Origin of the sequence: Pseudarthrobacter sp. NPDC058329 (assembly GCF_042879835.1) — a bacterium.
Classification (GTDB): domain Bacteria; phylum Actinomycetota; class Actinomycetes; order Actinomycetales; family Micrococcaceae; genus Arthrobacter.
The window spans coordinates 80,273-101,373 of the sequence record NZ_JBHVZR010000017.1 but is presented as its reverse complement, the minus strand read 5'-3'; the positions used below and the strand labels follow the sequence as shown (position 1 = coordinate 101,373).

General features: G+C 60.3%; 27 protein-coding genes. 15 read left to right on the top strand and 12 right to left on the bottom strand.

The window, feature by feature from the left end; genetic code table 11:
- Positions 1 to 5 precede the first annotated feature (5 nt).
- From ACFVYC_RS18605 to ACFVYC_RS18575, 7 genes are all read left to right on the top strand, one after another.
- On the top strand, positions 6 to 146 hold the full coding sequence (locus ACFVYC_RS18605; RefSeq protein WP_387553019.1) for a hypothetical protein: 141 nt from the start codon (positions 6 to 8) through the stop codon (positions 144 to 146).
- 134 nt (positions 147 to 280) lie between these two features.
- Complete coding sequence (locus tag ACFVYC_RS18600; RefSeq protein WP_387553017.1) at positions 281 to 625, top strand: ANTAR domain-containing protein; 345 nt, start codon at positions 281 to 283, stop codon at positions 623 to 625.
- Positions 626 to 653: 28 nt separating this feature from the next.
- Positions 654 to 806, top strand: coding sequence for a hypothetical protein (locus tag ACFVYC_RS18595; RefSeq protein WP_387553015.1), 153 nt, complete (start codon positions 654 to 656; stop codon positions 804 to 806).
- Positions 797 to 994 carry a hypothetical protein gene (locus tag ACFVYC_RS18590; RefSeq protein ID WP_387553013.1) on the top strand — a complete coding sequence of 66 codons (198 nt, stop codon included), beginning with the start codon at positions 797 to 799 and terminating at the stop codon, positions 992 to 994. Before ACFVYC_RS18595 ends, ACFVYC_RS18590 begins: the two co-directional genes overlap by 10 nt.
- 182 nt (positions 995 to 1,176) lie before the next feature.
- On the top strand, positions 1,177 to 1,962 hold the full coding sequence (locus ACFVYC_RS18585; RefSeq protein WP_387553011.1) for a DUF2382 domain-containing protein: 786 nt from the start codon (positions 1,177 to 1,179) through the stop codon (positions 1,960 to 1,962).
- 473 nt (positions 1,963 to 2,435) lie between these two features.
- Complete coding sequence (locus tag ACFVYC_RS18580) at positions 2,436 to 2,720, top strand: response regulator transcription factor (RefSeq protein WP_387553043.1); 285 nt, start codon at positions 2,436 to 2,438, stop codon at positions 2,718 to 2,720.
- Between the two features lie 757 nt (positions 2,721 to 3,477).
- On the top strand, positions 3,478 to 3,846 hold the full coding sequence (locus ACFVYC_RS18575) for an STAS/SEC14 domain-containing protein (RefSeq protein WP_387553009.1): 369 nt from the start codon (positions 3,478 to 3,480) through the stop codon (positions 3,844 to 3,846).
- A gap of 41 nt (positions 3,847 to 3,887) precedes the next feature.
- Here ACFVYC_RS18575 and ACFVYC_RS18570 read toward each other — a convergent pair whose 3' ends face one another.
- Positions 3,888 to 4,346 (bottom strand): Lrp/AsnC family transcriptional regulator, encoded by a 459-nt coding sequence (locus ACFVYC_RS18570; protein ID WP_387553007.1) that lies wholly within the window; start codon positions 4,344 to 4,346, stop codon positions 3,888 to 3,890.
- Between the two features lie 62 nt (positions 4,347 to 4,408).
- Here ACFVYC_RS18570 and ACFVYC_RS18565 point away from each other — a divergent pair, with 62 nt between their 5' ends.
- From ACFVYC_RS18565 to ACFVYC_RS18555, 3 genes are all read left to right on the top strand, one after another.
- Positions 4,409 to 5,140, top strand: a complete 732-nt coding sequence (locus tag ACFVYC_RS18565) for an AzlC family ABC transporter permease (RefSeq protein ID WP_387553005.1) — start codon at positions 4,409 to 4,411, stop codon at positions 5,138 to 5,140.
- Positions 5,133 to 5,468: a branched-chain amino acid transporter permease gene (locus tag ACFVYC_RS18560; RefSeq protein WP_387553003.1), complete on the top strand. Its 336-nt coding sequence runs from the start codon at positions 5,133 to 5,135 to the stop codon at positions 5,466 to 5,468. Before ACFVYC_RS18565 ends, ACFVYC_RS18560 begins: the two co-directional genes overlap by 8 nt.
- Positions 5,469 to 5,679: 211 nt before the next feature.
- Positions 5,680 to 6,951, top strand: a complete 1,272-nt coding sequence (locus tag ACFVYC_RS18555) for a hypothetical protein (RefSeq protein ID WP_387553001.1) — start codon at positions 5,680 to 5,682, stop codon at positions 6,949 to 6,951.
- Between the two features lie 420 nt (positions 6,952 to 7,371).
- On the opposite strand, the gene ACFVYC_RS18550 is transcribed toward ACFVYC_RS18555, so the two are convergent.
- Positions 7,372 to 7,851 carry a hypothetical protein gene (locus ACFVYC_RS18550; RefSeq protein WP_387552999.1) on the bottom strand — a complete coding sequence of 160 codons (480 nt, stop codon included), beginning with the start codon at positions 7,849 to 7,851 and terminating at the stop codon, positions 7,372 to 7,374.
- A 589-nt stretch (positions 7,852 to 8,440) separates the two neighbouring features.
- On the opposite strand from ACFVYC_RS18550, the gene ACFVYC_RS18545 reads away from it, so the two are divergent.
- Positions 8,441 to 8,773 carry an Lsr2 family protein gene (locus ACFVYC_RS18545; protein WP_387552997.1) on the top strand — a complete coding sequence of 111 codons (333 nt, stop codon included), beginning with the start codon at positions 8,441 to 8,443 and terminating at the stop codon, positions 8,771 to 8,773.
- A gap of 200 nt (positions 8,774 to 8,973) precedes the next feature.
- Here the strand turns inward: ACFVYC_RS18545 and ACFVYC_RS18540 are convergent, their stop codons facing one another.
- The 3 genes from ACFVYC_RS18540 to ACFVYC_RS18530 all read right to left on the bottom strand — a co-directional run bounded on the left by ACFVYC_RS18540 (position 8,974) and on the right by ACFVYC_RS18530 (position 10,402).
- Entirely contained in the window at positions 8,974 to 9,534 is a 561-nt protein-coding gene (locus tag ACFVYC_RS18540; RefSeq protein ID WP_387552995.1) for a hypothetical protein, read from the bottom strand.
- Positions 9,531 to 9,746: a hypothetical protein gene (locus ACFVYC_RS18535; RefSeq protein ID WP_387552993.1), complete on the bottom strand. Its 216-nt coding sequence runs from the start codon at positions 9,744 to 9,746 to the stop codon at positions 9,531 to 9,533. Before ACFVYC_RS18535 ends, ACFVYC_RS18540 begins: the two co-directional genes overlap by 4 nt.
- Before the next feature lie 89 nt (positions 9,747 to 9,835).
- A complete protein-coding gene (locus ACFVYC_RS18530) occupies positions 9,836 to 10,402 on the bottom strand; it encodes a recombinase family protein (protein WP_387553041.1) in 567 nt (188 codons plus the stop codon).
- Between the two features lie 208 nt (positions 10,403 to 10,610).
- Here ACFVYC_RS18530 and ACFVYC_RS18525 point away from each other — a divergent pair, with 208 nt between their 5' ends.
- The 3 genes from ACFVYC_RS18525 (at position 10,611) to ACFVYC_RS18515 (ending at position 13,881) form a co-directional block, all read left to right on the top strand.
- The gene (locus ACFVYC_RS18525; protein ID WP_387552991.1) at positions 10,611 to 11,330 is read left to right on the top strand and encodes a serine hydrolase domain-containing protein; all 720 of its coding nucleotides are present in this window, start codon (positions 10,611 to 10,613) and stop codon (positions 11,328 to 11,330) included.
- A 1,101-nt stretch (positions 11,331 to 12,431) separates the two neighbouring features.
- Positions 12,432 to 12,920 (top strand): DUF2306 domain-containing protein, encoded by a 489-nt coding sequence (locus ACFVYC_RS18520; RefSeq protein ID WP_387552989.1) that lies wholly within the window; start codon positions 12,432 to 12,434, stop codon positions 12,918 to 12,920.
- Positions 12,921 to 13,656: 736 nt separating this feature from the next.
- Complete coding sequence (locus ACFVYC_RS18515) at positions 13,657 to 13,881, top strand: hypothetical protein (RefSeq protein WP_387552987.1); 225 nt, start codon at positions 13,657 to 13,659, stop codon at positions 13,879 to 13,881.
- 198 nt (positions 13,882 to 14,079) lie between these two features.
- On the opposite strand, the gene ACFVYC_RS18510 is transcribed toward ACFVYC_RS18515, so the two are convergent.
- Positions 14,080 to 14,364 (bottom strand): hypothetical protein, encoded by a 285-nt coding sequence (locus ACFVYC_RS18510; RefSeq protein ID WP_387552985.1) that lies wholly within the window; start codon positions 14,362 to 14,364, stop codon positions 14,080 to 14,082.
- 1,452 nt (positions 14,365 to 15,816) lie between these two features.
- Positions 15,817 to 16,101, bottom strand: coding sequence for a hypothetical protein (locus ACFVYC_RS18505; RefSeq protein WP_387552983.1), 285 nt, complete (start codon positions 16,099 to 16,101; stop codon positions 15,817 to 15,819).
- A 176-nt stretch (positions 16,102 to 16,277) separates the two neighbouring features.
- Between ACFVYC_RS18505 and ACFVYC_RS18500 the strand changes: the two genes are divergently transcribed.
- A complete protein-coding gene (locus ACFVYC_RS18500; protein ID WP_387552981.1) occupies positions 16,278 to 16,697 on the top strand; it encodes a hypothetical protein in 420 nt (139 codons plus the stop codon).
- Positions 16,698 to 16,905: 208 nt separating this feature from the next.
- Here the strand turns inward: ACFVYC_RS18500 and ACFVYC_RS18495 are convergent, their stop codons facing one another.
- The 5 genes from ACFVYC_RS18495 to ACFVYC_RS18475 form a co-directional block, all read right to left on the bottom strand.
- Positions 16,906 to 17,262 (bottom strand): hypothetical protein, encoded by a 357-nt coding sequence (locus ACFVYC_RS18495; RefSeq protein WP_387552979.1) that lies wholly within the window; start codon positions 17,260 to 17,262, stop codon positions 16,906 to 16,908.
- On the bottom strand, positions 17,259 to 18,182 hold the full coding sequence (locus ACFVYC_RS18490; protein ID WP_387552977.1) for a ParA family protein: 924 nt from the start codon (positions 18,180 to 18,182) through the stop codon (positions 17,259 to 17,261). Before ACFVYC_RS18490 ends, ACFVYC_RS18495 begins: the two co-directional genes overlap by 4 nt.
- Positions 18,183 to 18,457: 275 nt before the next feature.
- Positions 18,458 to 19,438 carry a hypothetical protein gene (locus ACFVYC_RS18485; protein WP_387552975.1) on the bottom strand — a complete coding sequence of 327 codons (981 nt, stop codon included), beginning with the start codon at positions 19,436 to 19,438 and terminating at the stop codon, positions 18,458 to 18,460.
- Between the two features lie 129 nt (positions 19,439 to 19,567).
- Positions 19,568 to 19,918 (bottom strand): hypothetical protein, encoded by a 351-nt coding sequence (locus ACFVYC_RS18480; RefSeq protein ID WP_387552973.1) that lies wholly within the window; start codon positions 19,916 to 19,918, stop codon positions 19,568 to 19,570.
- 597 nt (positions 19,919 to 20,515) lie between these two features.
- Positions 20,516 to 20,779 carry a hypothetical protein gene (locus ACFVYC_RS18475; RefSeq protein ID WP_387552971.1) on the bottom strand — a complete coding sequence of 88 codons (264 nt, stop codon included), beginning with the start codon at positions 20,777 to 20,779 and terminating at the stop codon, positions 20,516 to 20,518.
- Between the last annotated feature and the right edge of the window lie 322 nt (positions 20,780 to 21,101).

Sequence of the window (21,101 nt, the reverse complement as noted above, 5' to 3'; positions counted from 1 at the left end):
TCTGCATGCATTCCTTCACCCGCCGCGGACTGCGGTCACGCTGCTTCCCGGAAGTAACCCGCCAAGAAATTGCCACCTTCGTCGCCTTGGACGAGGAAAAACAATTCGAGGACCTGCGCAGCCTTCGTACCGCGCAGCAACTCTAGCCTCGGGGTTGGGCGGAGGGGGGAATGCCTTCGGTATTGAGGATGGACTCCGCGAGGTCGAAATCGATGTCATCTCCGGGATGCCGGTTACCGGTCCATGGCCTCGGGCACCTCTGCTCCTGGACACAGGGCGCGTGGCGGTCCTGACACTGCTGGCGGACACGGACGAACACTTCACCACCGCAGTCATCACCACTCTCACGGCCTTCTGCGAGGTAGCGGCCAGCAGCTACCTTCTGGCCGAACAGCACCGGACGCTCCAGGCCGAAGCCGGTCAGCTGCGCCAAGAACTGCAGTCAAGCACGTCCATCAACGTCGCCTGCGGGATCATCATGGGCCAGACCCGCTGCTCCTACCAGGACGCTGCCCGAATCCTCACCGAGGCCTCCAGCCAGCTCAACGTCCCAGCAGGGGAAGCCGCCGAGACCATCCTGAAGGACCTCCCAGGGGGCGCTCCTGTCCCGCATTTCAAAACGTGACAGCCCCGCACTGCCAGGAAAAGCAGCCATGACTGATCCCGGGAGCCACCTCCCGCCCCTCCTGGAGCCGTCCATGCTGGAAAAACTGCGCAACCAACTGAACGGCGATGAAGGAATCTGGGCAGCCTTCATCACAGTTTCATCGGGCAGCTGCCCCGCAGGCTGGAAGCAGTGCGCCTGACCCTGACCACCGGGGACCTCACCGGAGCCTTGGCCGCCGTCCAAAGCCTGCGGACCTCCAGCCACATGGTGGGCGCTGAACAACTCGCCGATAGGTCCGGCACGCTGGAACGGAGCCTGCGTGCGCTTAGCGACAACCCGCACCGGCGACGTTGCCCGCGCTGGCGGCCAGCCACCTCCGTGCATTGAGGCTTTGCGCCGAGCAAACCCGCCATATCCTGCACCATCACCTTGCCCGGCACCCTGGCCCAACCTGACATCCTGGCCAACCGCAGGACCGAACGTCCTTGCAAAAGAATTAGTAAGTGTGCTTACTATGGGTTTAGGGACATCCCGAAATGGTCTCGACCCAATAGATCCAAGGAGGCAGTATGTTCGCCAAGGAAAACATTGATCGTCTGCTTAGCGCCGGTGGAAACGTCCTGAGCGTTGATGGGGACAAGATTGGCTCGATCGGTCAGGTCTACGCCGATGACGAGACGGGTCAGCCCAGCTTCGTTACCGTCAAAACGGGATTGTTCGGCACCTCGGAGTCGTTCGTCCCGCTTCAGGATGCCCGCACTGAGGGCAATGACATCGTGGTCCCCTACAGCAGGGACCAGGTCAAGGACGCGCCCAGGGTCGCCGAAGACGGCCACCTTGAACCGACCGAAGAGGACCGGCTGTACGCCCACTACAACCTCGGCGGCGGCACCTCGTACACCGACACCACCTCCAGGACCGGCACAGTCGACGCCGGCGAAGGCCGCGACACGGTCGGGCAGGACACCTCCGGCCCCACGACCGATGATGCGATGACCCGCTCCGAAGAGCAGCTCCGCGTCGGCACCGAGAAGCAGGCCGCCGGCCGCGCCCGACTTCGCAAGTACGTCACCACCGAGAACGTCACCCAGACGGTGCCCGTGCAGCGTGAAGAAGTCCGGATCGAACGCGAACCCATCACCGACGCAAACCGTGACGCCGCGATGGACGGCCCCGCGATCAGCGAGGAAGAACACGAAGTCACCGTCCACGAAGAACGCCCCGTGGTGGAAAAGGAAACCGTCCCGGTCGAAAGGGTCCGCCTGGACAAGGACACCGTGACCGAAAACGTCACCGTCAACGAAGAAGTCCGCAAGGAAAACATCGAAACAGACACTGACGGCACCCGCCGCTAAGCGGGATTCTGCGAAGTGCCCGGGCCACCGCCCGGGCCCTTCGCACGTCTTCCCCCGCCCCCTTTCGTTCACCACGAACTCGTATGTGCCTGGCCAGGGCAGCTGCTGTTGAAAGTCCTAAGGAGCAGAAGCGATGATAGGTCTGCCCGTGAAGCAGATGCGGCGCAAGAGCCTGTCCATGAACTTCTGTAGCAGGGCGGAAGCGCTCGTGATCCAGGTGGTCCGCCGCTGGCTGCGCTAACGCACGACGCTGGCGGCGGACTCCGCCGCCTGCAACGACCCGGGCAATCACTCTCTTGCCCACGACCTGTCACTTGTAAGGTGGCTGGCAACCGAGAAGGCCGGGGGGCTCGAATGGATAAAAGGCCCATTTTTCTTGTCGTAGAAGATGACGACGACATCAGGTCACTGATCAGGATCGTGCTGACCCGCGCGGGTTTCGAGGTGCGGCGGTCCGCACAGGGGCGGAAGGCATCGCCGCGGCCGCCGATCCCGCCGTTTCCCTGATTACTTTGGATATGGGCCTGCCCGACATGGACGGGCATGTGGTTGCCCGCGCGATTCGTGCGCTAAGCAAGGCCCCGTTACTGTTTCTGACGGCCAGGGCCGAAAATGACGAAGTTCTTGCAGGGATGGCCTCGGGCGCGGCTGCTTACCTCACGAAACCCTTCCGCCCCAAAGAGCTAGCCGAAGCAGCCAGTAGGCTCTGCCCCGCTCTTATGGAACGCACCGTAACCAAGGCGCAGCACACGACATAGAGGGCACGTGCCTGCCAGCTCCTGCAAACCTTGCGGGAGCTGACTTGTCGCAACTCAGTTCGCCCTGCGGCGGCTTTCTTCAACGCATATCTCGAACCAGAAGATTGCATCCGGTTCCGGCACGCGAGTATCAAGGTTTCGATAAAGAGCATCCAGGAATCGGGCTAGTTCTACATCCGACAAGCCGGCAATGACCACGTCCGGGCCCCTGGAATCGCCCAGGATCCTCAAGAGTTGCGGGTCCGTCATCTGGGCGAAGATGTCAGCCGGCAGTCGGCTGCTCGTCCTTGGCCGCAGCCTCGATCCAGTCCAAAACCGCGGAAAGCTGTGGACTGTCCGCTGATGCCCACCACGCAGAATCAGCCGTACCGCCCGTAACCGCGAGGATGTAGCCCCAACAGGCTGCGGCAGCGGCTCACCGTTGTGCTCGACGAGCCATGTGCGGGTTCCCGAATGGAACAGTGGCCACCACTTGGAGATACTCACTACTGCAGTGTCGCACCGACGAAGTCGTGTGCATAGAGCTTCCGTAAGACGGGAGCTGACTCCCCCCACTCGGTCTTCAGACCGCAGCCAGCTCCCGGGCAGATGTTCCCCATCAAAGAATGTTCGAACACGCGCCAAGCAAATCCTCCGGCAGGCACGAAGCCCCGTCAATGCAGTTACCCGCGGCCGTGGCATACCTACCCTGGTCTGACCTGCAGTTATATGCCAAGCCTATTAGGATCGTGGAAGAACGAACCTGGGGGAAAAGTCTGTGGAACCAATCGTGGTCAATGGCGGCAAAGGCACCGTGTCACTGGAAGACCAGGGCATTATTCATCTTCTGTGGAAACCCAACGTCAGAATCGAAGCCGCTGACGCCAGGGCCGCGATGGCAGCCGTGAACGCCGTCGCCCAGGAAGCGGAATACTCAATGCTGGTCGACATGACCACCACCGCATCCCTGAGCCGCCAAGACCGATCCGTTTTTATCATCAAGTGCGCCGCCTCGCGCATCGCGTTGCTGGGCACCAGCCCAGTAGATCGGATACTCGCCAACTGGTCCCTTGGCGTACAAAACCTTCCCTGCCCAACGCGCTTCTTCACATCCAGGAGCGAAGCCATGAAATGGCTGCTCGTTTAGACCTTGGTGGGCTAGCGCGGCGCATGGTTTGGCGACGCAGCTCAGTCACGGCCTTTGATCAGTTTCATCATGGGGTGGGAAATGATGTGCCGGATCCCCGGTAGCTTGGTCATTTTCTGCGTCTGGAAGCGTTCGTACTCGTTGCCGTCGGCTACATCGACCATGACGATGTAGTCCGGCACTCCGTAGACGCGGCGGACTTCGGTTACCTCGGGAAGGGCAGCGACTGCTGTCTCAAAGTCCTCGACCGTTTGACGGTCGGTCATGGTGATCTCTACCGACATGATGACGCGGAAACCCCGGCCCGCAGCTTCGGGGTCGATGACCGCCCGGTAACCGGCAATGACTCCTTCGGCTTCAAGCCGCTGCACCCGCCGCAGGCAGGGAGCAGGTGTCAGCCCCACTCTTCGAGCCAATTCAAGATTGGTAAGACGGCCATCCTGAGAGAGCTGCAACAAAATTTCCTGATCCAGGGCGTCAAGCTTCCTTTGATTGCTCACCTCCCCACTGTAGGGCACTAATTGGCAACCACAGTTCAAGCCAATCTCCCTACGATTGCTGTATGGAATCCCAACCCGCCCAACTCCCGGTCAGCGCCCATCCCCTGGCTAAACCCGGGGACATCACAGCAGCAGTCCGCCTCTGCCTTCCCCCAATGCTGGGTCTGCTGCCCATGGGTCTTGCCTTCGGCGTCGCCGTCGCACAATCGCCCTTGGCATGGTGGTGGGCCCCAGTGTTTTCCACGGTCATTTTCGCAGGATCCCTGGAGTTCATCCTCCTGGGCCTGGTCGTCGCCGTCGCGCCGCTGGCAACCATCGCGCTCACGGCTTTCCTCGTGAACTTCCGGCACGTCTTCTACGCCCTTTCGTTCCCCATGCACAGGGTGCACGGTATCGGCGCCAAGATCTACAGCACCTTTACCCTGACAGACTCCGCCTGGGCCCTGACGACATCCCCCGAAGCGCAGACTTGGAGCCGCCGGCGAATCCTGACAATCCAAGCGTGCTTCCAAGTCGCCTGGGCAGGAAGCGTCACCATCGGAGCATTGGCCGGATCCTTCATCCCCGAGAGCGTTGTCGGCCTGAACTTCGCGCTCACCGCGTTCTTCCTTGTCCTCTGCATCGACATGTGCCGGAACCGAAAGAACGTGCCCGTACCGCTCGTGGCACTGGGGTGCGCGGTGGTTGGCAACCTGTTCTTCAGCGACGGCATGCTCGTAGCGGCGATGATCCTCTTCGTGACGTTCCTGCTGACCCGCTATGCGGCCCTGAAGCTGGTGACCCGGCGTGCCTGAAACCCCATACATCCTCGCGGCCATCCTTCTCAGCGCCGCCATCACCTGGACCCTGCGCGCTGCCCCTTTCGCCTTCGTAGCCCAGATGCGGCGCAGCGCCGTCCTGCCCTACCTGAACGAAAACATGCCGCCGGGCATCATGGTCATCCTCGTGTTCTACACCGTTCGAAACACTCCGCTATCGATCACGCCCCTAACCGTCGCTGTGGCCGCCGGACTGATCACCACTGCCGGACTGCACCTATGGCAACGCAACGCCACAATGAGCGTTCTTGGTGGAACAGCGGCACACGTGGTCCTGGCGTCTACCCTTCCAGCCTGGTCCTGACAGCCGTCCTCACCTGAGGTGTCCCATTTCCTTAGAACCGGGACTATTCAGTCAGGACAGGGAACCTGTGCTGACCCATGAGTTTGGCGAGCGGATCTGTGCTGGGCGTCGCCCCACCCCGCGATGGGGCCGCCCCCTGGGCCAGCGGTACGCTTCGATGAGGATCCGTTGACGCAAAGAGGGGCTGGTCGGTTCCACCCAGGTCGCCCGAGTGACGTCCCTGTACGCAACCCTGCTGCTCGGCAGCTGCGCAAACGTGGTCCTTGCGCTGGCCGTTGCCGCCGGGTTCATCGGTGCCGGCCTCCCGGTACAGGGATCACTCCTGACGGGGGCAGCTGTTAGCGCCGTGGGCCTGTTCTTCATGGCTGCCGCCGCGCTGGTAGCGCAGATCATGCCTTCTGCCCGGAGCGCCAACGGGACAGCAGCGGCGCTGGTGGGCGGCGCCTACCTGATCCGCGGTGCCGGCGACGCCCTTGGCACCGCCGACGCGTCGCTGCTGCACGTCACTGCGGCCTGGCCCTCCCTATCCACACCCATCGGCTGGGGCCAGCGCATCCGGCCCTTCACCGAGACGGACACGCTGCCGTTGCTGGTGATCGGAGCCGTTGCCATAGTGCTGGCAGGGGTTGCCGTGGCGCTCCGCAACAGCAGGGACCTGGGCACCAGCTACATCGCTGCGGATGATTCGGGTGCAGAACGGGCGGGCGCCGGCCTGGCGTCGATGCTGGGCCTGGCATGGCGGCTGCAGCGTGGAAGCCTGGCCAGCTGGTGCTTCACCACCGCTGCGCTGGGGGCCGTAGCCGGCGGACTGGGCCCGGTGGTCCGCGACGCACTGGAAGGAAACCCGTCCGTAATCGAACTGATGAGCCGCATCATTCCCGGCGACGCGGGCCTGGTTGATCTGTTCACCACTGCCATGCTGGGCATCGCTGGAGTCCTGGCCGCTGCCGCCGGGATCGAAGCGGTGCTACGGCTTCGGGCGGAAGAGGCCGAAGGCAGGGCCGAACTGCTCCTGTCCGTCCCGGCGTCACGATTCCGCTGGCTGGGCAGCACCCTCGGCGTCGCAGCACTCACGACAACAGCCGTTGCCGTTGCCTCCGGAGCCACAGCCGCGGTCGTGCTAGCCCTGGGGCAAGCAGGGGGCAGCAGCCCCCTGCACCGTCTTTGCCGCCGCCCTGGCACACATCCCGGCAGCACTCGTCTTCCCTGCCCTGACAGTACTGGTGTTCGCTCTCGCACCCCGCTGGAGCAGCGCCGCCGGCTGGGGCGCCTTGGCCGCCGCGCTGGTCCTTGGACAGTTCGGAGAACTGCTGGGCCTGCCTGCGTGGCTTCAAAACCTAAGCCCATTCCGGCACTCTTCGGCCATGCCAATTCAAGCCTTCCATCTGGAGGGCGCCCTGCTGATGACAGCCATCGCCATCGCCATGGCATCTGCAGCCAGCCGCCTGATCCAGAAACGGGACCTGACAGTTTGAACACCTGAACTATCCGCAACAGGGGGCGCTGTTATCAGCAAAGGATTCATAGGCTGCGGAGGTCACGGACGGCGGCCGGGATCAGAACTGTTAAGTCCATGGCCTGCCGTCTCAAATCCCTTGGGATGCGAGGCGTCTCAGCAACATGGACGCGCCGCGCATGTATGGAGGCAGATTCCGAGCCGCGGAAGTTCTTGCAACTATGTCTCACAACTCGGCGGTTCAATCTGGATAGGCATCATTAGTTGCGAGACAAGGGACACCGATCCCGTGTTCGCCCCTGGGGGTCATATTCTGGACGTTGGCGCCGCTGAACCTGCTCGTGGCGGCTCCGGGCGGGTGGCCCGTCAGTACCCGAAACCAAACCGGCTTCCACGCAGCATGGGATCCGCAGTGGGAGCGCCAAGGCTTTCGTCCTGCTGGTCCGGCTAACGGGTCCACACAGTGGGAACCTTGGCCATCACCAGGGGTTCCATTCTCGCGGCGCGATCGGACTTGGTTTCCCCTATCCGGGGATGAGTACCGCTGATGATAGTCACTCCCCTGCTTCGCGCAGCTTTGAGCCAAAGGGCTGTCTCCGGGTCCTCCGGATTGAATTGCCGCGACCACACCAGGCTGTTGTCGACTAGCAATGAAACGAATCCCTCGGTAGAAGCCCGGCACTGAATGCTGCCGTCAGCTGGCTGGGCTTTGAGAACAATGTCTTCAACATCAGCATTTCGTGCGGGCCTAAACCCACGTTCCAGCAGATCCTTGGTCGGCAAAGGGCACTGGTCAACGTTGGTTTGCCTGTCGGTAGGGGCGGCGGTAAATGCCAGAACCGCGTAATGCAGGATCCCGAAAGAGCCTTCAATCCCGACCGTCAGTCGGACTTCCCGCATTCCCATATTGTGCACCACCGTGTTCACGATCGGTGGCCCCTACCGCCTCGATGAAAAGGACATCGTCGTCCTTGCAACACAATAGGGAGCTACAGGGCTTAGATGAAAGGCAATTTGTCCATCGATGCGATAAATTGCGTTTATCTTGAGGGAAGCCGCCCCTAAATACTGTGCAGCTTTTGGTTTCCTCAATCAGACAAGCCCCCTACCGGGGACGAAGCAAGGCCAAGTAGGGCTGTAGGTGCCTTGGCCGCGCCGTAGGACGAACACGTTTTTCTCCAACACCCGCTGCGAAGCAATGTTGTGCACCAGGGTCGCTGCGTCGAGGCAGTGTAGTCCGAGGCCGTGTTTGGCGAGCTGGCCTGTTTCCTTATCGCCTGAGTGTTCTTAATCCTGCTCGTGCAGAACTTGCGAGGTTGGGGCGAGCCCTTCTGATATCACATCATCGGCTTTTCGATTCACTAACTGCCGTGTTCATTCCTGAACTATTTCAACGGACACCAGGTGGGAGTCGATAAGGCACTTGGCTCAGTTCATCGGGCCAGTCGCACTCCTGCTACCTGGCGGCTTCACAGTATTCGTTATAGCCCAAGCGTCGAAGTGATAGCCTTTATTCATGGCAAAAAAGACAGTAGTAATTCTTTCTGATGACCTCGATGGTTCGGAAGCGAGCGAAAGTATCCACTTCGCCCTTGATGGCACCGAATACGAAATTGATTTGAATAAAGACAACGCCGATGAATTGCGCCGGGTTCTGGAGCGCTTCACCGCTGTAGCGCGCAAGACTTCCGGAGGACGCGGCCGACCCTCCGGCCGTAAGTCTTCCTCATCCCCCGGCGGCCCGGACGCTAAGGCTGTTCGGCAGTGGGCTGCGGATAACGGGATTCAGGTAAACACCCGCGGTCGTATCCAAGCGGACATCGTAGAAAAGTACGAAGCGGCACACTGATAAGGCCACGAAACGAATCAGGGCTGGAATCTGTAACGGATTCTTGCCCTGATTTAGTTAGTCGTTTCCCGAATGCCCCGGTGCCACGCTCAGAAGCATGGTCAAAGACTTTATTGGCTCTGGCCCGGGAGATTCCGAAATCCTCCCACGCGTGAAACATCTGGGCGGAGGCCGTTCCGGGCGGCCGAAGCCCTGCCGACTCAAATAGGCGGGTAGCCAGGAACTGGGGACAAGGCAAGAACTTCCCGTGCCCGTTTAAGCGCCGGCAGGCAAAGCCTGGCGATGCGTTCACGGCCCGCTGCCCGGTACAGGTCATAAGCCCATTCCAGTTCAGCTGCCGCGTCCCGGTAGAGGGCTTCGTCAAAGAAGCGCACACCGATCTCGTAACGGACCAGAGCTTCCTGGGCCGGTGACGAAGCAAGGCGCAGGGCCTCTTCCTGCAGCAAGGCAGTCTCACGCCACCGGTGCGAACGCCGGCAGGCATAGGCCAAGACCAGCAAGGGCCGGAACCGGTCCGCCGAACCAGCCAGCAGCACGCGGCCTTCATCAATCGCCTGCCTGTCACGGCCCAGCAGGGACAACGCCCAGACCCGCTCCAGGCTCGGATACTCCCCCAGCCTGGCGCTCATAGCCCGCCGGTCCACGACCACATCCCACAGCGTCACCGGATCCGTGCGCCAGATTTCTGCTTGAGGAACCGCCAACCTGCCGCCACCAGCGAAGGCACGGGTCGTCATCAACTGCCAACTCAGCGCGATCATGACCCGTCCCTGGTTTCCAGCGCCGCCAGTACCTGCCGTGCTGCATCCAGATGATGCACGGCCACGCCCACGGCATGACGTGCCGTGCCGTGGACCTGTTCAGCATCCCGCGCCAGGGTGAGGAGGTCGTCCTCGATCAGATACCCCAGCCTGTCCTGTACGTCCAAAAGCAGGCGGTAAAGCTCATCAGCGGTAGCAGTATCGATGTTCACTGGTCATCTCCTATTTTCAGGTAGCGGTACTCGATGGTGTTTGGGGCACCGAACAGTTTCCGGATCTCGGTGAGCTGCCCCATCGTTCCTCAGGCCGAGCGCCGCTGGAGCTCGCGGTACACCGTGGTCCGGGATACCCCGAACAGCTCCGCCAATTCGGCCTGCGTGTGCTGCCCGGCGTCGTGATGCGTCAGAAGGTGCTTCCGCTGCGTCTTGGATAACTTCGGCTGCTTGCCTTTCAGTCGCCCCTTCGCTTTGGCGACCGCCATTCCCTCACGGGTGCGCATCCGGATCAGGTCCGCCTCAAACTCGGCCACCATCCCCAGGACGTTGAACAGCAGCCGGCCTACGGGATCAGTTGGATCGTGGGTGCTGCCGCCGAGACTGAGCACTACCCCTTTGGCGGTCAGTTCATCGGCTATGTCCTTGGCGTCGGAAAGGGAACGTGCCAAACGGTCGAGTTTGGTGACCACGAGCGTATCGCCGCCCCGGCACGCTGCCATCGCTTCACGGAGACCAGGGCGCACCCGATTCGCTCCCGTCAGCCCATGGTCGACGAAGATCTGCTTCTCTGCAACACCCAGGGCAAGGAGAGCGTTTCGTTGGGCGGTCAGGTCCTGATCGCTCGTTGAGACGCGGGCATAGCCGATCTTCATTCCAGTCATAAGGAACATGGTTGCAGTAATCCCCCCGTCACCGTGCATATCATCGTGCGGGTCTTACGTACGTGGCCTTGACCATCAACTGCGCGGGACCTGTCAGTTTCCAAAGTGGGCTGCACGGAATGTCAGAAGTCGTCTGCACAGCTGAGGTCCATACTGCGCGCGGGAGGCGGCCAGGCTGCAAACAGACTCTTCTGACCTGTTGGCCAGTACCTCCGGCCTGCCCGATTACTTTTCACCCCTGATTGAGTCCAGGAGCCTGGACGAGCTCCAAACGCGCCCGTTGACGTTTGAGGAATGGCTTCGAATCGCTGCGGGGGTGGATCTGCCGCCAGGGCCGGTGTCCTATTTTGTGTGGTCTGCAACGGACTGGGAAGTGCTGGGCTGGTTGCTGGAACGCAAACACAACCGGGGACTCGATGAGGTTCTGGGCAAGGACGTGTTTGAGCCGGCCGGAATGGGCAACACCCATGTGGCGGCGGTAGGGCAGCCGCCCGAGCCCATGCTGCATGGCTACGTGCTGGAGGACGGGAACAGGCGTGACTTCACACGCATTGACGCGGTTGCCGGATCGGCTGATTCCGGAGTCATTTCAACGGTTGAAGACCTCAGCAAATTCCTTGCGGCGCTCACCACGGGGCGGCTGATCCGCGAGGAAACATGGAAGAGCATGATCGAGGCCGAGCCGTTTCCCTTGGGCGGCATCAACCCAAGTGACGACGTCTGCCCGGGCATACGCCACGTCTTCGTGTCCGGGGGCGGAGGGCCGTACAGTATCCAATCCGTGTCTTCTTTGGACGGACAGCGGCAGGTGACGGTGGCTGCGGTGCTTCCGCCCCAGGAGCTTAACGTCACGGACGCGCCCCCGCTCGTCCCCGAAATGGAAGACGCTTTGCTGCAGACAGCAAAGAGGATGTGCTAGCTAGAACACCACCACCGTTAGGCATTCATGTAGTTGCGGGGCGGTCGGACCTCACCCTCCTGTCGGCCCTACCCAGGAGCTGAAATCGCCCCTCGTCCCTTCGCCGCGTTGATCGTCATCCTTGCCACATCGACGACAACGTTTATACACGGTCCCATCTTCGGCATGTTCAAGATGCCAATCGTGCCGAATGTTCAGCTTGCACAGCAGGGCCTGGATCATGGCAACCTCCGAATCAAATCACAGGGCGCTATACCTTTAACGATGGCGTCGGCCCCCTACCTGGGAAGTGGCAGTTTGCGAGGCAACGGCATGCCGCAGCGCGGCGAGCTCCTGATCGTGTGACATGCACCCATATGGGCCCCTGCTGCCTGCAGAAAAAGATCGGAGAGCGCAGCGTCCGTATGGCTAAGAATTTCTAAGGTGAGATGAAGGGCGACGAAGGGGCGATACCGTTGAGGCCACCATTACTGGGATTTGCCGGATTACCGCTGCCGATGCGTCCAGAAAGCGCCTTGCTGTGGCGGTCGTATTTTCCGCACTTCGTGCAACGCCTGCGGAAGTACCCGTCCTGGACCTCGGTGGCTAACCAGTGGTGCGTCAAGTTCATTCTACAAAGCAGTGTTTTGAACATCATGAGTCCAATCCTGAGAACTACGGGGCATTACAACGAGCGCACCGTATGTCTCAATCTTAGGTTTTGCACGTGCGAACTAACCACGCCCCTCACATCGCCATCAACTTCGGACTGAGCACTTGCCGTTGCCGTCGTAGGAGGGTGCGTTTACTCCGATTTGCAGCCGCCCTTTGCCATAGACCGGCATCGTGTAGCCGGGGCGGTGAGGAGGGACGCCCGCGGCGACTGGCGGCAAGTGCAGCGAGTCGCGGATCAGCCGCCGCACCTCGTGCTCGCGGCCCGTAGATCGCGAAGTTTGCTGTACCGAGCGTGGCCAAACGAAGGAATTCGGGGGCGGGTCAGGAACCGGAGCCTGCTTGTTACGTGCCTTGAGCAACGGGGGCTGCTCTTGCTCATACGTCCCGGGGCGAAGCGGAAGCACGTTTGTCCATCCCTCTGTGGAACGGTCCGCTAGGCTCCGGACTATGCCTTCCTCGTGGAACGTCTTAATCTCACTTCATGCAGTCGCCGCCAGTTACTCACTGATCTTCGGCGCCGTGAACCTGTTGCGACGGACCAGAGGCGGCAGCGTTCATCGGATCGTGGGACGAATCTGGGCTGTTTCAATGTATGCCGTGGTACTGACCTCGTTCGGTATCAGAACCATCGACGGCGGGTTCAATTGGCTTCACGCACTCTCAGCACTGACCTTCTTCACACTTACTGCTGGCTTGTGGGCCATCTGGAAGCGAAACATCAAAGCTCACCGCAGTTTCATGACCGGCAGCTACTTCGGCCTGCTCGGCGCCTTCGTGGGCGTCCTGGCTGTGCCCTCGCGCCGCATTCCACAGCTCGCCATTCACGAGCTCCCGCTTCTGGGGCTATTGATCCTCGTCCTCCTAGGCACGGCCGCACTCACCGTCACCGGCATCGTCCAGCTACACAAGACCCAGTCGGTCCAGAGCGCCCGTTAGGCGATCCTACAGCGGGACAGTGATCTGAGGGTCGCCCATGAAAGACGATCCAGAAAGCCCACAGAGGAAGGAGCCCCGAGAAAACCAATGCCATGACTGCGAGGATTACGGCACCGGAGGCGTACTTATAGATTCGCCGGCCCGAGAGTAGCTCCAAGCGCTTCTTGCCGCTCGCGAACGTAGTTCAACATCTAGCCCCTCCAAGGGAAAGAGCGGCACAATATCCGCTCTATTGACTATGGACGGCCCCCACGCTATACCTACCAGTAAGTCCAGCAGCAGGCCCAGCATCAAATCATCCGGAGGCCGCTGTGACAGGACCCATCGTCGCCAGCTCGTCGCATAATTCTGCCCTCGAAGGGCAGTCGCGGGCCTCACCCGACCTATGAACTCCAAGGTTCAGCATGGGCTACGCCCGTACGTGACCACGCCCTACGGCGTACCGCCGAACCCTTCAGTTCTAGGAGAAGTGTCGCAGTGGACACGCTTCCTGCAGTGCTCCTTGTCATCGGTGCGGCCTTTGCCTGGATCGGCCTGACTGCATCCGTCGCCCTCCATCTTCGCCGCAGACGGAACGGGTCAACACTGGTCGCCTCGGCCACGGGCGGGGGCCACAGCGTGAAGCCATGGCGCGCCCGACTCCACCGAAACCGTGCCAGTGCACGCCCTCGAAGGGTAAGACTCCGACGAGGCAGTGGCACCACGCACCACTCCGGATAACCTTTAGGAGCAAACGTTGAATGCCGAAACGATCTTCGGATTCAGCATCGGATACCTCGCCGTCCTTGTAGGCATCTTCCTCCTCTACCTGCCGTATTTATTCCTCCTCCTGTTGCTGCTGATAGCGGCCGGGATCCTTCATCTGCTGCTGTTGCCTTTCGCCCTCTTGGTAAGAAAGCTGCGTCGAACAGAGCCGCAGCCGACTCCGGACAGTTCATGGATCCTAGCCCCCGCCGGATAGGCGGCGGATCCTGCTGCTGAGGCGGCACCATGCCGCGCGCCCCAGTGATGCAGTCTTCGTCGAGAGCGGCCGGGGCGTGTCCTCGAAGTGACGACCGTGGGCCGGTTCCCCCAATCGCTGGAACCGGCCCACGGCGGCGGCCCTCCCTGCTCGGGGCCGCCATCACCTGCCGCCACGTCCTTGGGGCAGCAGGTGGTCCTAAACCGCTTCCAGGCACGACTCCTCACAGCTGGATCTTGGCCCGGGAGGAATGATGCCCCCAGGTGAGGCTGAGCGGCGGGTGAGCTCCGTGTCCACAAAGTGAAAGAGCTCCTGCACCGCGGCCGACCTGTCCTCCTCCACCTGGACGTCGAACACGGGTCTTAGCCGAAGGATGTCCGATACCGGCACGGTCGGCCAGTGCCGGAATGACGCGAAGATCCTGCCGGAGGTGGTGAGGGGGCTTGTCATGTCTTGATGGAAGGGGTGGACTTCATTTGCCATGGTCGGTGACTCTCTTGAGTGCCGTACCGGCTGACTGTTCAACCCACGGATACGAGCAAGGTACCCACTTGGTGCTTAGTATCACGCTGCCGCGGACCTGGCGTTGCTATTGGGTATAACGGCCGGGTCCAGAAACGGCACCAGAACGATGGAAAAGGCCGGCAAAGGACCCGAAGATTTATTGGTGCCTGACCCGGGCGCGGGGTTTTTACGGTTACGCCCTGAAGCGGCAACAGCCCTCGTTTTGAGGCCCTGGCATTCCCTAATCTTGAGCTGTCCCACCGCACCACTCCCCCTTGATGGCGCGAATTAAACAACCCGGCCGCCAAGGCCGAGGTGTCCAACGTCGCCGGCTACCAGACCTTCCGGCAATGGTTCACGCCGGAAGGTTCATTGATGGAGCTCGGGCCAGATCGTGGAGGCACCTTCGACGAGCAGTTCGGTGCGGAAGAACCCTGGCTCGACGATGGTGGTGTGGATGCCATAGGGCTCCAAGTCTTAACGGAGGTTCCATCCAGCCCTCGGTAGGGAACTTCGAGGCGCAGTACGCGGCAACGAGCTCTTGGCCGATGAGCCCGGAGCTGGTCGATGAAAAGGCGCTGCTGTCATTCCGATCGCCGACAGCGGCCGCGGGTTTCTGCAGCCATGCGCAGATCACAGATTCCGGGAGGCCCGTCGGGTAACGCTCCTGGGTCGAATAGACCTTTTCCGATGCATGGCGTCTGGAACTTCAGGGGTGTATTAGGTACCAGAACGCCTAGTTCCGAGGACAGTGGCAGTCCTACTATGAGTTCAGGGTGTGCGCGAGTTCCCGGTCTGGGCCCGGGTCGGTGTGGCCGGCGTCGTGTGGGTCCTGTCGAGATATCCGGGGCCCTCCCCCAGCCGACGCCGGTCACTTAGTCATTCTGATCAATCCTTACCCTGGGGGGCTGGTTCAGCCGTCGGACAGAAGCGGTCCCACCCTCAAGATTGCAACAAAAAGTCCCCTTAATGGACAAACTTGCTTCCCACCTGACCCCATGGCTTCCTAAAGTGTCCCCACAGGCAGCCAACGGGGTCTTCCCGAATAATAACGTCAAGAGGAACGGATGAGCACAGGTACTCCACTCGCAATCCAGAAAGCACATACCGAGGTTGGCCCGAAGAGTCTGGCACCTATTCCCACTCCACCCAAGAAGCCCCTAGTCAGACCACGCCCAGTACAACAAACTCCGCATTCATTGCGGCGGGCACATGAAGTGCAGCAAGTGATCCGGGATCTTGCGACCCTTGCAGCAACGCATCGGCCACGGACATAGGCTTTCTCAGAAAGACGGTGGACCCGGTCGGGTTCGGTGAAGAGTATGCCACGAGGGCCTCTCCTCAGGGTTGATGGATGCCATGCCCTACGCGCACCGCACCACCAGAATCAGTCCTTGAAATAGTCGTCGGCACTGGCGCGAGTGCTTACCCCTAAGGATCCCGGCGGAGGCTTTCCTGCACCCCTATCTCGTACCAAACAATGGCGCTTGGTTCCGGCCTGAACGTATCCAGGTGCGCATAGAGGGCGTCCAAGAGCCTAGCCAGATCCACATCCGACAAGCTGGACATGGTCTCTTCCGGCCCCCTGGGATCGCTAAGGATCGTTACTAGCTCCGGCTCCGGCATCAGCGCATCTTCAGGCTTGACCGGCGCCACTGCTCTCAGCCTGGCGATTGCTGTCAGCAACACAACGCTCATAGCCGGCAAGGGACTCATAGCGCCAGTTTAGGGGCACGCCGCGGTACTGCTCTCCCCTGCGCGGCCGCTGATCCCTTACCGAACGCGGAAGCGCCTGTTAGGCAACCGCTTAGGGAACGACTTGAGCTGCCACATACGCAACCGTGGTGGGCGGTGCTCTGGTAGCGTCGGGCAACGAACGCTTGGGGGAAGTATTGAACAATGAATTTGCCAGGGTAAGCCCTGATCGACCACGTGTGGCCGTGGGCTTGGCTACGATCTTCTGCTCACTGGCAGTTCTGCCCGCGATTCCAGCGGCGCTCATCGCTGGTGCCACCTTGATGTCCGTGCTCACCGGGACCGGGGCTACCTCGAACCAGGCGCTGCAAGTCAGCGCCGTCCTGGCAACCTTTATAGCCGGCTTTATGGCATTCGTAATGATGCGTCGAAGCGTCACTGCCCGTAGAACCTGGGTATGGGCAGGCTTAACCATCATCCTCGTTGCAGCAGCATCCGCCCCTATTGTTTGGGCTGCCGCACAAGCCTTCGTCGAGGAGTGGTGCGAATATCAGCCCGGCGGCAGAGGTGGCGCCGAAATTCGCTCGATTGATGAAATTGCGGCCGTGTGCCGCTAGGCGTTTAGAGCACAAAGGCTCTCTACCTCGCTTTCCTCCAGGCGCAATTTTCTTGACGCCCCGCTGAAAGTGCGAGTTCAAGCCATGCCCGGCCTCGCCGCCCGGTGAAGGATCCGCTTACAGTCGCTTTGCTACCGGCGTTGTTAGGACGCTTACGGCTCGGACTTTGGAGCTAGCATTACTGTCGTTGACAGCATTGCAAGTAATGCTAGGGCGCAAGTTTCCTCCCTGGTGCTAGCTTCCTTGTTCCGCCCGGAAACGGATCGCCGCCGTTGTAGAGACGTTCCCTGCGAAGAACCTCGTTCATCACTGCGCGGGTGATGAACTCTGACCAGGATGCATCCATCTCTTGGCCGTTAGTTGCTTGGTATGCCGCTTTCGCACGTTGTCTGTCCTGCGCAGGCATGTAGAACGTGACCTGTTTCCTCTCAGTAACTCGCGCAGGCTCTAATGCGGCCGGCGTGGGCATTTCACCGGAAGGCACCCTGTTCGCCTTGAGGAGGTTCTGGACGCCAGCGACCGGACGGCGCGGCGGAGGACCAATGGGTTCGCGATTCTGGCTCATGAGGCATTCCTTTGTTCTGCAGCTTCCAGCCGACTCACCAATTCCTGTGCGACACGGTGAAGATCCTCTGCGACGTTCCCAGCGGATCTCGGCTGATTCGGACCTGCTTTGGCAGTTCCCCGCAGGACTTCGTACCACTTCGGCCCCGAGTTGACCTGCTCCTCCAACTCATGGACAAGGACTCCCCGTTCGCGGACAGCTTGGGCCGGTGATTCGGCATGGCGGACCATGTTTTCAAAAAGCACGTCCTCAGTACCAAAGGCATCGACGATAGCTTCCCTGACGGTGCGCTGTACGGACTTGGCTGATGATGACGTGGCCGCGATGATGACGCCCAACAGGTCGATGCCAGGATTGACATCAATTACCGAGTCAAGGCGCTTCGCAACGCCGAGCAAACCTTCCCGGCCGCCGCGATCCGTCTTGGTCGGAACGATGATCTGAGCAGCTGCACCCAACGCCGCCAGCTGGAGTGGCTCGTTGCCGGGAGGGCAGTCGATGAAGATAATGTCGTATTGCTCAGCCACCGGTGACAGTGCGGCAGCCAAGGCCAGCTTGGCTTTCCGTCCATCCTTGCCAGCAAGGGAAACGAGGCCGGCCGCAGCCTGATCAAGGTGCGCTCCCCCGGGTACTACATCTAGGTTGGGTCGAACGTTTTTAAGTGGGCTCAATGGAGCGCCGAACATCAGACTCTGGGCTAAGCCCAGACCATCGTCATCCTGCTCTTTATGGCGGTAGCCAAGGTCCAAACCGAGGTTTCCTTGGGGGTCAAAGTCGACCAGCAGAACCCGCCAGCCCGAGACGGCAAGAAGGCCCCCGAGGTTTGCTGTCAGAGTCGTTTTAAGAACTCCCCCCTTGCCGTTCACGAAGGCGCAAACCCTGTCCAAGCCTGTCCGGTCGAATTGCTGAGTAGTAGGCATGTTTTTAATCTACTGTCTTTACTGTCATTACTGTTGCAACCCGCACGCGTGTCGCTTGAAGTCATTACTGTCATTGCAACTATTGACTGCCAAACCCACTCCCCTGGCAGCGGGGGGTAGCTGGATGGATAGCTGCTTAGTGGTGGAACGGTCGATGATGAATGAGCTCCTGGCGCACTAGCATTACTGTCATTAGAAGTAATGCCATCAACACGCTCATTACTGTTTTACTGTCAAAGAAATCATTACTGTCATTGACATCTTTCGGCTCCAAGCTAAGCCGCTAGCCACAACGCCGCGTCGTCGGGTGGTAACCAGTGTTCTTCCCGGTCTGAGTCGTATAGATCAGCTTCATTCAGGCGAACGATGAAGCGGTCCAGGTAAGCGTGCCAAGCAGCACGTTCGCGTCGATGCCGACTGATGTGAGCTTGGTAGTCCTCCATGACGCCTAAACGTTCCGCCAGAACGCGAAGATTTGCTGTGGAGGTGATCTTCCAGTGCCGGCCGTCCCGGTGGATCATTCCCAGCCCTTCCATCGCGGCAAGGGCCTTCTCAACGGTTGAGCGACTGATTCCGCTGCTTCGAATAAGTTCTGCACTGGTGGGGGAGTGGCGTCCGCGCTCGATAGCCTCGTAAACAAGGGCCCCTGCGTCGCCCAGAGCCCGGAATACAGGCCGTATCGAATGAATTTTTCCTTTTCGCCATGTGAGTTCACGGGCCAGCTGCTGATACTGGTCTGGTAGCTGGATGACGTACACGTCGGCAGCTTTGTGACGGGCGTCAGCAACTTTAGTAAGGACGCCGTCGGAAACTCTGGCCAGGACAGGCAACAGTCTGGCAATCGTGACATGGTGCTTTCCCACAGCTGCAGCCAGAGTTCGGCATCCAACATCGAGGACGTCTGTTTCTTTCATCCGCATGTAGGCAAGCAACGCGCGGAGGAGAAAACGCAGGCTGAGACCCTCACGGCCACGGTCTTTGAGCCTGTGATCGAGGACCGCGTAGAGCACATTTTCCAGATCGTTCACGAGCTGGTGAATAGCAGGGGTAGAGGGCCTATTAATTGCCCCCCCTGTGGGTTCAGTGGGGCTTGTGTTGTTAATAAATGCATTCTTTCCCCGTCGTTGGCGGGGACCAGCTTTTTGAGTCCAAGCCTCGGCTTTGACCCATTCCTGTCTTATGAGACGGTCCTGTTTCTCAGCCGAGCCGTAGAGTGCGGCGAGGCCGGGGAACTGGCCGGTCAGTTCGTTCTGCACCTGGGCCAGAGTCCACCCGCAGGCGCTGAAGTGGTTGAGGACCGGCTTACGGGCGGGGTGGAGCGGACGAGGACAGCGCTCCGATGCAGGTACTACCCTCTCGAAATCTCGGACATTAGAAATCCGAAGTTAGCTGGACTCATCGTTCTTTAGAGATTGCAGGACCTCGTAAGGCGGCTCAGGGATCCGGCGGTCCATGGGAACGCCCACCCAAACAACCCCGTGCTGATCCGGACGGCTGGTTGCGCGACCAATTGGCTCCGCCATGTTTATGGCCACATCACGGGCGAAGCCCTCAATGGTGCCATCCGCCGCCGTTGAGTTAAATGCGAGCCGACGTCCCAGCGCCACCGCGGGGTCAATAGTCCGGCGATACACAACGCAGACTGTAGCCGGCCCGTCCTCCCAGTAACCGAGAATATTCACCTCATCCGCCCAGTAGCGATCAATTTCCCTGATGATGTACCCAGCTAAATCCATAGATCCATCCTTATCTGGCGGGTCGAAAGGGCCAATGCTCAGGAAAAGTGTGAGGAACTGCAACTACTTGCACTGCGTCCTCGTAAACAAGGCGGCCGGGACTGCGCGTGCGAAGTGCCATCCAGGGGACGCCGTACCGGTCGAGGAGATGAAGGTATCCACTTGTCATTTCCAGAAGCTGCGAGGACTCGACTTTGAACCACGAGCGGGCGCCGGGGTTCAGCTCCGAGTCGTAGCAATCCGCCACCACTGTCGTGGGATCCGTGTAGCTCTCGGTCGCGGTGGCGTTGGCAATTTCGAGCCATCGCCTGTCTGCTTCGCTGAGAAGCCCTTCATTTTGTAGGCCGTTGGCCATCGCGAAAACGCCTGGGAACCGCCCCCTCCGGTTTGGGATTGCACTTTGGTATCGAATGAACTCTCCCATTCAATGAGCGTACGCATCGGCGGCCTTCCGTTGCGCACACCTGTACCAATCGAGGATCGCTCATAGAACCTCATGCGGACACCCCTCGTCTAAGCGCGGGGTCCTGCAGAAGAGTGCCTCACTTACTCGTTGTGTCAGCACCATGATCACGTCACGAGGTTGGAGCCATTCTTCTACCTGTGCGGGGACCTCGTACGCTGCGCATTGCGACGGATGAGGTAGACAGTGAAGAACACGAGGGACAACACAGCAAGCGCGGCTGCGCGCCACCCGAAATCATGCGCGTTGGTAACGTCACCCCTGCTCTCAATTTCCTGGAACAGAATTAAAGTCAATCCTGCCGTGAGTAGCGCCAACACTCCGCTGGCGATCGAGCCGTGAAGAAGTATTTTCAGCCAGTTGCGCTGTTGGCTCATACTGCGATGAATCGTATTCATTTCGAATCAAACTCCTCTAGACATCATGCAGATGACCCTACCTCTGCTGCTAGTCAGACGATCCTGCCCGCTGACGGATCCCTTCCGAGCTGGCCCATCGAGCGCGAGTATGAGGATCTCAGTGCCGTAGAAGCAGATTCAGGCTGGTGAATACGTGTCACTCGGATTGCTCATCCTTGTTGCTGGATTCGTAATGGGCATCGGCAACTTAACAACTCAGTACACGGCGGTACTAGCCGGAAGCCTCCTTTGTTTCGCTGCAAGCCTAGTGATTCTTATGCTTCACCTAGCGCGTTGGGGACGTGACCCCTCAAAGACGCTC